13 protein-coding genes are annotated in these 11,668 nt (G+C 56.6%); 7 read left to right on the top strand and 6 right to left on the bottom strand.

Features of this window, described 5'->3' with window-relative positions; genetic code table 11:
- Positions 1-398 precede the first annotated feature (398 nt).
- Positions 399-1,109: a hypothetical protein gene (locus H8S59_RS15280; RefSeq protein WP_187521954.1), complete on the top strand. Its 711-nt coding sequence runs from the start codon at positions 399-401 to the stop codon at positions 1,107-1,109.
- Between the two features lie 132 nt (positions 1,110-1,241).
- Here the strand turns inward: H8S59_RS15280 and H8S59_RS15285 are convergent, their stop codons facing one another.
- Both H8S59_RS15285 and H8S59_RS15290 read right to left on the bottom strand, forming a co-directional pair.
- Positions 1,242-2,327 (bottom strand): diguanylate cyclase, encoded by a 1,086-nt coding sequence (locus tag H8S59_RS15285; protein WP_187521955.1) that lies wholly within the window; start codon positions 2,325-2,327, stop codon positions 1,242-1,244.
- Between the two features lie 160 nt (positions 2,328-2,487).
- Complete coding sequence (locus tag H8S59_RS15290; protein ID WP_187521956.1) at positions 2,488-3,684, bottom strand: MFS transporter; 1,197 nt, start codon at positions 3,682-3,684, stop codon at positions 2,488-2,490.
- A 110-nt stretch (positions 3,685-3,794) separates the two neighbouring features.
- On the opposite strand from H8S59_RS15290, the gene H8S59_RS15295 reads away from it, so the two are divergent.
- The 3 genes from H8S59_RS15295 to H8S59_RS15305 all read left to right on the top strand — a co-directional run bounded on the left by H8S59_RS15295 (position 3,795) and on the right by H8S59_RS15305 (position 5,803).
- Positions 3,795-4,703 carry a LysR family transcriptional regulator gene (locus tag H8S59_RS15295; protein WP_187521957.1) on the top strand — a complete coding sequence of 303 codons (909 nt, stop codon included), beginning with the start codon at positions 3,795-3,797 and terminating at the stop codon, positions 4,701-4,703.
- 77 nt (positions 4,704-4,780) lie between these two features.
- Complete coding sequence (locus tag H8S59_RS15300) at positions 4,781-5,374, top strand: nucleotidyltransferase domain-containing protein (protein WP_187521958.1); 594 nt, start codon at positions 4,781-4,783, stop codon at positions 5,372-5,374.
- 3 nt (positions 5,375-5,377) lie between these two features.
- A complete protein-coding gene (locus H8S59_RS15305; protein ID WP_187521959.1) occupies positions 5,378-5,803 on the top strand; it encodes a HEPN domain-containing protein in 426 nt (141 codons plus the stop codon).
- Positions 5,804-5,865: 62 nt separating this feature from the next.
- Here H8S59_RS15305 and H8S59_RS15310 read toward each other — a convergent pair whose 3' ends face one another.
- From H8S59_RS15310 to H8S59_RS15320, 3 genes are all read right to left on the bottom strand, one after another.
- Positions 5,866-6,444 (bottom strand): DcrB/PsbP domain-containing protein, encoded by a 579-nt coding sequence (locus tag H8S59_RS15310; protein WP_095095095.1) that lies wholly within the window; start codon positions 6,442-6,444, stop codon positions 5,866-5,868.
- A 219-nt stretch (positions 6,445-6,663) separates the two neighbouring features.
- Positions 6,664-8,019 (bottom strand): ATP-binding protein, encoded by a 1,356-nt coding sequence (locus H8S59_RS15315; RefSeq protein WP_187521960.1) that lies wholly within the window; start codon positions 8,017-8,019, stop codon positions 6,664-6,666.
- On the bottom strand, positions 8,016-8,726 hold the full coding sequence (locus H8S59_RS15320; protein WP_187521961.1) for a response regulator: 711 nt from the start codon (positions 8,724-8,726) through the stop codon (positions 8,016-8,018). Before H8S59_RS15320 ends, H8S59_RS15315 begins: the two co-directional genes overlap by 4 nt.
- Positions 8,727-8,895: 169 nt before the next feature.
- On the opposite strand from H8S59_RS15320, the gene H8S59_RS15325 reads away from it, so the two are divergent.
- Complete coding sequence (locus H8S59_RS15325) at positions 8,896-9,684, top strand: MlaA family lipoprotein (protein ID WP_187521962.1); 789 nt, start codon at positions 8,896-8,898, stop codon at positions 9,682-9,684.
- The gene (locus tag H8S59_RS15330) at positions 9,674-9,910 is read left to right on the top strand and encodes a hypothetical protein (RefSeq protein ID WP_187521963.1); all 237 of its coding nucleotides are present in this window, start codon (positions 9,674-9,676) and stop codon (positions 9,908-9,910) included. Before H8S59_RS15325 ends, H8S59_RS15330 begins: the two co-directional genes overlap by 11 nt.
- A gap of 317 nt (positions 9,911-10,227) precedes the next feature.
- Here H8S59_RS15330 and H8S59_RS15335 read toward each other — a convergent pair whose 3' ends face one another.
- Positions 10,228-10,563 carry a topoisomerase DNA-binding C4 zinc finger domain-containing protein gene (locus H8S59_RS15335; RefSeq protein WP_343073060.1) on the bottom strand — a complete coding sequence of 112 codons (336 nt, stop codon included), beginning with the start codon at positions 10,561-10,563 and terminating at the stop codon, positions 10,228-10,230.
- A gap of 283 nt (positions 10,564-10,846) precedes the next feature.
- On the opposite strand from H8S59_RS15335, the gene H8S59_RS15340 reads away from it, so the two are divergent.
- The gene (locus tag H8S59_RS15340) at positions 10,847-11,497 is read left to right on the top strand and encodes a glutathione S-transferase family protein (RefSeq protein WP_187521964.1); all 651 of its coding nucleotides are present in this window, start codon (positions 10,847-10,849) and stop codon (positions 11,495-11,497) included.
- Positions 11,498-11,668 lie beyond the last annotated feature (171 nt).

An 11,668-nucleotide genomic window follows, 5' to 3' on the forward strand; every position in this document is an offset into this window, starting at 1 on the left:
TATTTGTAACGAATGATTGTAATTGTTATTCCGAATGTTTATCGTTTCTGTCTATACAAGTCATCGTCTTTACGTCGTCCTGGCTTGTTTAAATTACGTTTTACAGATGTGTCCGTGCTCTATGTAGGAAGATTCTGTTTAGGCTAATAGATGTGCTCGATCTCGCCACGCGGCTCGCTGCTTATAGAACCCGCGGCGTTATGCCCAAGGCCTTTGAATTGACCTGCAGTCATCACAAGGAATGTAAATAAAGAATTCTCCTACGGATTCGATTAGAGAGGAGGTTATAACCACGCCCTTTTTATCCATGGAATAGATTGTTATCGGCCTGTACAGGCGATGTGTGAACCAACAATAAAAACTGCACAACACAAACGTAAATATAAGGGAGTTATATCATGAGCGTTTTGCTTTCTCGGGAGGATGATCAGGCGTGGGGGCAATCGGTGCGTGCACCACTTGTTCAGGTGGGCCAGGGCTTCCAGCAAATGGTCGCCCGGCAGGCAGCGTTATCCAGAACAGAGTTGTGTGATCAACAGGTCGCGCTACTGGGACCGCAAGGGAAACTATCGATGTTCTCCCGGCAGGTTGCTGCGCAGGGGCGGCAGGCGCCTTTGCTGGCTGGGCTGCCGGAGTCCAGTGATTTCGAGCGTCTTCAGCAGGCAGAAAAGGCGGTTGATTTTGTCCTCGGTCTGCATCATCGACGGACGCTGACCGACAACCCTTTTCATGACTTCTCACGCCAGTTGCTATGTTGCATGGTGTTCGACGACCTGTCGGTCTACACCCTGGCAGAGCGCTTTGCGGCGTCTGAAGCGTTGCGTCAGCGCGACAGCCTGTACTTCATTAACCTCATCGCAACCACCCGGCATACCGTCGAGCGGCGTCTGGTTTTCATGGGGCTGCTGGAACACTTCGATGCGCTGTTACCCATAGAACAATGCATCTACCCCGTTGATTACCGTTTGGCTCAGCAAAGGCACCTGGAACGGGAAGAAGCGCTGTATGGCAGGCTGGAACTTGAAAAAAGCGTGAGTGAACTGCTTGAAGAGCACACCCCTGAGTGGTTATTGACGAACCTCTGCCTGAGCAGGATTACCGTTGATTGAAGGGCGCAGAACACTCGACTGATAAGCCAGTAATGGCATTGACTGGCTGACGGGGTTACCGCTTCTGAGCAGATTTGGAAGCGGTATTCTGGGCGAGCCTTATACAGGCATGAAACCAAACGGCCATGCACGTCACGACGCGGAGGATTCAATCCCCAGTCGTGGATAATCCATCACTGTCGGTGCTGCGGAACAGACACGATTGCGGCCTGTGGTTTTGGCGATATACAGCGCCTTGTCGGCTTCATCGATCCACGTGGCGGCATCGTTGAGATGAGTGCCAAATGTCGAAATGCCGATGCTCAGGCTCAACTGCAGGTGAGGCAGCTGTGGGTCTTTCAGGTTATTCACATCGCGGCGTAGCTGTTCGAGAATTTCCCACGCCAGCGTTGCGCTGGTATTGGGCAGGATAAGGCAGAATTCGTCACCACCGTAGCGTCCTGCCAGATCAACATCCCGCAGGTTGGCCAGGAGTGCCCCGCTCAGGCGCTTGAGTACGCTGTCCCCCACAATATGGCCATGGGTATCGTTGATCGCTTTGAAGTGGTCGATATCAATCAGCGCAATGGACGACTGCCGCGACAATACCTGGCATTTGTTGAACTCCAACTGCAGCAGGTCCTTCCAGGAACCGTGATTGATCAGCCCGGTGAGGCTGTCGGTACGGCTGAGTTTCCCCAGAATATGTTTGTGTTCACTGAGCTTGACCGCCACCCGATAACTCATATAACCGACGAACATCGGGTAGAACACCAGCACCGGTAGACAGGCATAGATCTGCGTGGGAGTGCTGGAGGACACGAAAGGCTGGCGAAACAGGTAGAGGGAAATGGCGGCACCGACTATCTGTGCAACACAGCCTCGCAGAAACAGGCGCTTGCCACCGGCCGCGAGGTTATGCATGGCCATCATCGCCAGCACAGTAACGGTCGGTAATGGATTGAAACCCATCGCGCCGGCCCAGAAACCACCTGCCAGTGAATCAACGAGGATATTGCGTTGTTCCGCGTGATACGGCTGGCGCGAGCGAGTGGCGAGCCATAAGGCAATAGGAGGCCAGACAATCGAGTTGCACAGCATGATTGCCCAGACCCAGGCAGGCGGGCGTAATGGGTACATGGTAGCCGCGACACTGAAAAATCCGATGCCGACGCCAACACTGCGTACCCAATAAATGCGTTTGGCAAAGGACCTTCCCTTGCCGTCGTGGTTTTTCATGGCGCTCTACCGAATCGATCTGAGGGCCTACCAGCCTTAGGTCAGAACGAAATATCGGATTTTGGCTCTCCCTCATGAGAAATGGGAAGAGCCTTTCGCCATTATTGAAAAATAACGTCGCAAATAGTCGCTATCTGGAACGTAAAGGATGTTTTGCGACTCATCTCGACTTCATTTGAATGGCAACCACGGCCGTTGCGATAGACAGCAAGGCGATGAACGCAGCGACATAACCCACATCAGCCAGGCTCAAATGCTCGATCGTCAGACCGCCAATCACCGAACCCAAGCCGATACCGGCGTTGGCGGCTGACACGTTGAGTGTCCCGGCCAGTGCCTGAGCGTGGGGTGCCGTTTTCATGACGCGGATCTGGCAAATAGGGAACAACCCCGTATGGGCGATGCCCCACACCAGCAAGACCGCACACAACAGCGGGATCGAGCCAGCGGCAGGCACAGTGGCCGTCATGCCTATTGCCAGTAACAGCGCGAAGACAATCGTCGAACCCAACGGACTGCGATCCACATAACGACCGCCAAGGCCATTACCGATCAGGCCCACTGCGCCGAAGCCCATCAACCACCAGCCGACCTGGGTAGGGGCGATCATCGCGATGCGCTCCAGGGTATCCGCCAGGTAGGTGTAAGCGGTGAACATTGCGGTGAACACCAGAATCGACAGCAGCAAATTGACGATGAACTGCGGGTCAGTGAGGATTTTTGCCTGTTTGGCCAGGCCGACCTTCGCCGTTTTAGCGACTGAAGGCATGGAAATCCACAGCAGCAACGCCATCAACAACGACATCACGGTCAGTGCCCAGAAGGCTCCGCGCCAGCCCACTGCGCCCGCAAACAGCGTGCCCAGCGGAATACCAAACAGCATTGCCGCGGAAATACCCAGATAAACCCGCGCTACGGCTTTACCGGCCTGACTTGGCCCGGCCATCAGGCTGGCGGTTTCGCTGGCCGTGCCCCAAAACACTGGCAAAGCCAGAGCAGGTACGAAGCGGGCGAATGCGAGGATCCAGATGTTGCTGGACACAGCCGCCAGAGCGTTGGACGCGGCGAAGATCAGCAGGATTGCCACAAAGGTTTTCTTGCGATCAAGGTGTGAAAGCATGGCCGTCAGCGGCGGACCGAACAGCATCACCGTGAAGGCGAACAATGTCACCAGCAAACCCGCGTCAGAGATTGAAATCCCCAGATCGCGGGCCATACCCGGCAGCATGCCGATGATCAGAAACTCAGTGGTGACGATCACAAAACCGGCTAGCGCCAGCATCGCAATCGCCAGATTCGCACCAGTGGCGCTTGCGCCGCTGGCAGAACCAGCAGCGGTAGTGTCTACAGAAGGCATGGGAATAACTCGAATTGAAAGAATGACGCTAGACTATTCGAGAAATCACTTCTTATCTTTGGTGGTTTTTCCGTGCACTATGGAATTAATTTCATCAGTTGCCAGCGCTCATGATCTCTGCCGACCGCCTCAAAGGTATATCCACATTCGTCGCCGTGGCCAATGCGGGGAGTTTTACTGCGGCCGCCGAACGTCTGAGCCTGACCAACTCTGCGGTCAGTAAGAGCATTGCCCGGCTGGAAGGGCGGCTGGGCATGCGCCTGTTCGAGCGGACCACCCGCAGCCTGGCACTGACGGATGAAGGCACGGCTTACTATGCCGTCTGCACCCGCATCCTCGATGAACTGGCAGACGCCGAAACCGCATTGGCCGCACAGCGCTCGGAGCCCGCCGGGAATCTGCGCGTGGATTTGCCGGCATCGTTCGGGCGCATCCACGTGTTGCCACGGCTGTTGGAGTTCGCCGAACGGCACCCCAAGTTGCGTCCGCACGTGTCTTTTACGGATCGTTTTGTGGACTTGATCGAGGAGGGCATCGACCTCGCGGTGCGCATCGGCGGCTCATCGGCCTGGCCATCGACACTCGGTCATCGCTACCTGGGCACCGAACGCGTGATCTTCTGCGCTGCCCCGGTTTACCTGCATCGCCACGGCACGCCACAGACCTTTGATGATCTGGCCGATCACGCCTGCATCCTGTACGGCAAAGACAAGGGCGGCACCAGCCCATGGGTGATCGTCGACGCCACCGGGCAAACCCAGCTGCGCATGGTCGATGGCCGCATTGTGGTCGGAAATGGCGAAGCCCAAGTAGCCGCCGTGGTGGCAGGCAGCGGCGTTGCTCAGCTAGCAACCTGGCTGATCAAGAACCAACTGCAACGCGGAGAACTGGTAGAAATTCTTCCCCACCTCGCGACCGAGGGCCTCGACCTGCACCTGGCTTGGCCACGTAATCGCGAGTCACTGCCCAAGGTGCATCAGTTAGTGGAATTACTGTCGACGACGTTGCGGATGGATTGAAGCATTAAAATTGACTGGCAAATTGCTGCTTTTAAGGCTTCAATTGCTGCCTTTAAAGCAGCGTTGAGGACGACGGTATGGAATTGGCCAGTTTTCTGTTCTCCGAATACAGGCGCAAGGTCTTAGCCCTTTTGCTCCTGCATCCGGGAGAACAGTATCACCAGCGAGAGATCGCGCGGCTGACCGGGACCATTTCCGGCACCCTGAGTCGCGAGTTGAACAAGATGGTCGAAGTCGGGATTCTTAAAAAAATCCGTGTCGGTAATCAGGTGCAGTATCGCGCTGATCCTGGCTGCCCGATATATGAAGAGTTGGCCAGTATTTTGCGCAAAACCGACGGCTGGCTTCAGTCCCTTTCGGTCGTACTCCAGCCTCTGGAAGACAGGATCACGGCGGCATTTGTGTTCGGTTCGATGGCCAGCGGCAAAGCTGGCCCTGACAGCGATATAGATCTTATGGTGATTGGCGACGTGACCTTCAGCGAGCTGATCAGCCTGCTTTATCCTCTGCAAGAGACGTTAGGCAGAGAGATCAATCCCAAACAGTATCCCGAAGGTGAATGGTTTCAATTGGTAAAAGAGCAGGGTGGTTTTGTGCGGGACTTGTTGAGTAAACCTAAGCTATTCGTGATCGGCTCCGAGGAGGGTCTTGACGCAAAACACGGGGAGTAACGCATGACGCTGGAAAACCTTTTAGGCACTGCACTCGAAAGCATTCATAAGGATTCAGCCAACATTGACCGTCTGATAAGTGCGGCCCAGCGAAGTCTTGCAGATGCCCAACTCACGCAGATGAGCAATGAAGGGCGTTTCGACATGGCTTACAAGTCCATCATGCAAGCCGCCAATGCAGCCTTGCAAGCCAACGGTTTTCGGACACTGACCAGCAAGCCCGGTCATCACATGACAATGATTCAGACGCTGCCTACAACTATTGGCCTGGATCGGCAGTTCATGATTACGCTGGATGGTCTGCGGAAATTGCGCAATCTCAGTGACTACTCGGGAGACCCCGTGAGTGAGGCCATGGCGAACGAGGCTGTGGAGTACGCCCAGCGGCTGCTCGGAGAAGTTGATTCATGGATAGCTGTCCATAAATAGACCTTCCGAACACAAAGTTTGCGGTCTATTTGCTGCAGGCGGAGCGGTCTCATAGCGGTCCGCTACTTCCCCGCCGTAATCCCTTTCAACAGCTCCCCATGCGCCTTGGCGTCTTTCTCCAGGGAAATCACGTTGACCATTGCCATGCGCTTGCCTGAGGCAGCCGTCACGGTGGTGCTCAACACTTTGCCGCCGTCGACGCTGCCGGAAATATCCAGTTGGCGAAGGCCCAGTCCGCGGCGGACCATTTTCTTCACGTCGCCCAGTTGCCTGAAGTTCTGGTAGCTGGCTTTCTGCTGTTCGATGGTCGCGGCAATGACGCCGCTCAGGGTGGCGTCATCGTTGCTCGACACCGTTTCGCGAGACTCCAGCGGCGTTTCGGTGACGATCACCACACGCTTGGCAGCCTTGTTCATGTACAGCGAACCCGTGACCCCGGCAGCCTTGGCCTTGTCGTCAATCTCCGGCATCGGACTTTTCACGTAGTCCTTGGGCAAGCGGAACACCCATTTGCCCTCCAGCATCGAGACTTTCTGCTGGGTTGGGGCTTTTTGTTGAGGCGCGGCAGCTAGATTCGCACCTTGCAGACCCATCGCCAATGCAGCGGCCAACAGCAGAGTCTTACAGCTAAAAAACCGCATCGGATGTCCTCGAAGAGAGCGCCGGTGTGATCGCGGCGGGAGATGCTGGCATCCTGCCCTAAGGGGAGATTGATGTCGAATTTCAACCTGGCTAAAGCTGAATGCAATCCTCGAATTGAAATGCATTTTTTGTAGGAGCTGCCGAAGGCTGCGAAGCATGTATCCTGACACGCCGCTTTCGCAGCCTTCGGCAGCTCCTACAGATCACCTGCAGAGACCTCAATCCAACGGCAACGCCACCTTCACTTCCAACCCGCCACTGCGCCGGTTGCGCAAGGTCAGCGTTCCACCGTGTTCAAGCACCGTTGCCCGTGCTGCGGATAAACCCAATCCCACACCGCCGGTGTTTTTGTTGCGCGAGCCTTCGATGCGAAAGAACGGGGCAAACACCTGCTCGTGCAGCTCCGGGGCAATACCCGGCCCGCGATCCTGCACCAGAATCTCGACCCAACCTGAGCGAGAGTCGAGCTGCACACTGGCCTCGTGACCGTACTTCACAGCGTTATCGATCAAATTAACCAGCGCGCGCTTGATGCCAATCGGACGTCCTTCATACACAAAACGACTAGCCCCCACGAACTGCACTTCAACGCCCGCGTCCTTGAAATCATCCACCACCGTAAGCAGCAGCTCCGCCAGATCAAACGCCGTGGCCGGTTCCAGCCGTGCGTCATCCCTGAAGAACTCCAGCGCAGAATTGACCATCGTCTGCATCTCATCCACGTCCCGGAACAGCTTGGTTTGCTGCTCAGTATCCTCGATGAACTCCCCGCGCAAGCGCATGCGGGTCAGTGGGGCGCGCAGGTCGTGGGAGATGGCGGCAAGCATCTGCGTGCGATCGTTGAGGAAATGCTGGATCTGCGCCTGCATCGCGTTGAAGGCGAGGATCGCCTGACGGATTTCATGGGGCCCGACCACGGGAATCGGCGGGGCCCTGAAGTCTTTACCAAAACGCCTGGCCCCTTCGGCAAAGCGTTCAAGCGGTGCGGCCAAATGGCGAGTTGTAATCAACACCACAACGATGGTCGACAACAGCACCAGAACGAGCACGACCAGATTACGCTCGAACGGGTCCAGCCCCCATTTACGAGTGGGCACTGAAAACTTCACCCAAGAGCCATCCGTCAATTGCAGCATCAACGCATAGGGCCTTTCGACCTGCCCGGTGTCCCAGTCACTTGGCTCGTAGGCCTCGATAGTTGCATTGGGCATCTCCAGCAGATCACGCAAAAGCTGCTGACCATCATCAAAGCCCGGATCATTGGAGGCAGGTAGATTTGCGTCATCATGGCGGAGCAACCATTGAACATTGGACACCGAGTCAGTGGCGGAGAGGGCGATGCTTGCCCGCTGATCCAAAGGCGCAGCATTGATGATGCGTGCGATGATCGCGACCTTTTCCATCAGGCCGGTTTCCAGAATCGGCGGTCGCGCCCAGACACCTGCCAACAACGTAAAGGCGCCATTCAGCGCCAGTGACGTAAGCATCGCCAGCATGGTCGTCAGGGCGATCCAGCGTGCGACCGTGTCATGGGGGCGATTCCATCTGGCGCGCAATGCCGACATAAAACTCATCGCTTCACCACGGACGGGCTGAACAGATACCCGCCGTTGCGGATCGTGCGAATCATCGGCTCACTGTGAATATCGGCCTCCAGCTTGCGCCGCAGCCTGCTGACCTGCACATCCACACTGCGATCAAACGCGTCGTAAGCTTCGCCACGGGCCATGTCCAGCAACTGCTGACGGGTGAGGATGCGCCGCGGGTGTTCGGCAAACACCAACAGCAATTCGAACTCCCCGGTGGAGAGCGGGATCATGACTTTTTCCGGCGAGCGCAACTCGCGCCGCGTGACATCCAGCTGCCAGTTGGCGAACTCCAGAATCGAGCGCGAGGAATCAGTCGACACCGTCGCCGCTTCCCCCACACGCCTGAGCACCGCACGCACCCGCGCCAGCAACTCCCGGGCGTCGAACGGCTTGGTCAGGTAATCGTCGGCACCCAACTCCAGGCCGATGACCCTGTCACTCAATTCGCCCATGGCCGTCAGCATGATCACTGCGATCTTGTGTTTGGCCCGCAATTGCTGACAGAGCACCAGGCCGCTTTCGCCGGGCAGCATCACGTCGAGAATGATCAGATCCGGCAAACGCTGCTCCAGCGCCCGCCACAGCGACGGGCCATCGGTCGCCACGGCGACGCTGTAGCCGTGTTGCTCAAGGAATTTCTGCAGAAGGGCGAGGACTTCAACGTCGTCGTCGACCAGTAATAAATGGCTCACAGTGGGCTCGCTGCCGGAGTGGATTCGCAGCGCCTATCTAAAATCATTCCAGGCGCTACGTCATATATTTCAACTCGGTAATAAAGCGACCGGCAGGCAATAAAACAGAAATCTTCAGGCAAAAAACCGCAGGCAGGATCAGCGCCAGTCCTAGCCGAGATTATCTTGCATGCCCACTCTCAAATCCGCTCCGCCTGTTGCCCGCTTCACCTTTGCCGGTTTCGTCGTCGTGCTGGTCAGCGGGTGTGCAAGCGCGCCTTCCACACCGGTTGGTCCTTGCGACAACGTCAGTTACACGCTTCATGACCCCGCGGAGCCGGTCAACCGCGGCATCTTTGCGTTCAACCGCACGGTTGACGACTACGCCATTGCCCCGGTCGCCCGTGGTTATCGCCACCTGCCGGACTTCTTCCAGACTGGCGTGCATAACTTCGTCGCCAACTTCGGCGAACCGAAGGTGTTCATCAACGACCTGCTGCAAGGTAACGGCGAGCGTTCGGTCGCCACCTTTGGGCGTTTTGTGATCAACACCACCGTGGGCATCGTCGGCTTGATCGATGTCTCCGGCAAGATGGGCATCGAACGCCACAAGTCAGACTTCGGCCAGACCTTCGGCGTGTGGAACATCGCCAACGGGCCAATCGTCGAACTGCCGTTGCTCGGCACCGGCAACCTGCGGGACGCGACCGGTAAAGTGCTGAGCTTCGTGGTTGACCCGCTGGGCAGCAACAGCGACACCGTGCAGACCCTGGGCACCATCAACACGGTTGGCGGGATTGTCGACGGTCGCGCTGAAGCGTTGCCGTTCACCGACCAACTGCGCAAACAACCGGATTACTACGTAGCCCTGCGTGACACCGTGGCCCAGAAACGCGCCAACTTCGTGGTCGAAGGTAAATCGGGCGCTGTCGCTCCAACCCATTCAACCTGCCCAAGTGGTGAGCCCGATGACGAATAGAACCGAAGCACTGGTGCTGCACCGCAGAACCCGAAACCCCGATCCCGCGTCACTGCACAGCCGCGAAATCGAACTGCGCCTCACCGAAGACGGCCGCCATGTAACCCTCAGCCGCTACGTCGAACTCTACGGCGACGAAAACAACACCTGGTGCACGGCCCGCCACCACAGCGTGCCGCTGAAAAACATGATTCGTTGGATTATCAGTAATGGGGTTGAGGGGTAGGGCTGCGGACTTCGATGCCCAACGGGTAACTGACACAATCTTCCTGACACTGCACAAAGGGACCTGTGGGAGCGAATTTCATTTCAATTCAGGCAATTGAGGATTTGTTGATCAGTCTGTTATCTGCCATGACATATTGCCGGGTCAGCAACCGAGCGGGATTTGCCAGCCTATGACTTTGTGTCCCCAGTGGTGACACTATTTAAGTGGACCATTTGTGTCAGCGCTGCTGACACAAATAACGCTCCCGTTTCAGCACAGCAAAAGTCTCAGCACTGCCGAGACTTTTGCTTCAGCGCATCCATCTAAAACGAAGATCACTTAACCTTCATCGGCGCAAAGATCGCCCGAATCCCGCGGCACTTGGGATAATCCCCACACCCCCAGAATTTACCTCCGGCATTGGCCCCGGTGCGTGCGACTTTCTGCACCATGACTTTCTTGCAATGCGGGCACGCTGGCGCTTTCGGTTCCGCTGCAGCCTTGGGCGCTGCCTTCGGTTTGGCCTTCCTGACCTTCGGTTTGACGGGCTCAACGGGCGGCACATCGGGTAACGCCTCCTCAACCACCTGCGACTCGACCACAGGCTCACGCTTGACTTGGAACCGGGCAAAAACACGAGCGAGCAACGTGTAGAGTCGAGAGAATTTCACAGCGATAAACCTGAGTAGTCAGAAGCGGGCAGGGCGCAGACTTTACCGCAAACGCAAATCCGTAGGACTGGCTTTAGCCGGGAGGTCGATAGTTCTGACGAAGAAAATACAGCGGATGTACTGGCCCTCTCGCGGCTAAAGCCACTCCTACGACGGAGGGCCAGATGCACCGGGGGCGGACGCCTTCCTCGAAATGCATCAACCCACCTTGATCAAGGTAAGCTACCGATCTGTGAAGTTGCCCGCGACACCTGGCTCGAACGAACCAACAAAAGGAGGCTGCATGCTGCAAGTCTGGGGAAGACGCTCATCGTTCAATGTTCAGAAAGTCATGTGGCTCATTGGCGAGCTGGATCTGCCTCATGAGCATATCCCGGCAGGTGGCGCCTTTGGCCTCAAAGACACTCCCGAATTCCTGGCCATGAACCCTCACGGCCGTGTCCCTGTTATCAGGGACAGCGATGGCACCGTAGTGTGGGAATCCCACAGCATTCTCAGGTATCTGGCAGCACGATACGGCGGGCCCGATTTCTGGAGTGATGACCCGGCGCGTCGCTCGCAGGTCGACCGGTGGATGGACTGGTCTCAGACAACGCTGCAACCCGAGTTCCTGACCGGCGTGTTCTGGGGATTTTACAGAACCCCCGAAGCCCAGCGAGACGTTAAAGCTATCGAAAGAAATGTGGCGCTGTGTGCGCAATATTTTCAGCTACTCAATCAAGTTCTGAGTGACCAGGACTTCCTCGCCGGGCAACGCCTGACGTTGGCAGACATACCCGCGGGCACCCACCTCTATCGCTATTTTAATCTGGATATCGCCCGGCCCAATGTCCCTCACGTGGAGGCTTGGTATCAACGGCTGCAAGCGAGTCTAGCGTTTCGGGAACATGTCATGATTCCTTTTGACGATTTGTTTGGGCGGCTGGATTACTAGCGCACCAGCCCAGGCGACAACGATACTTTGCTCACACTGCCAAGCATGGCCATTCACTAAATGGATATCTGCGACATCACCACACCCGTGACACCACGCGGTCGCGCAGCGAACACAGTTCCATGTGGGAGTGGTGCTTGCCGGGGGGCCCCGCAATAAACCCCCCCGGAT

This window comes from Pseudomonas folii (assembly GCF_014357575.1).
Lineage (GTDB): Bacteria > Pseudomonadota > Gammaproteobacteria > Pseudomonadales > Pseudomonadaceae > Aquipseudomonas > Aquipseudomonas folii.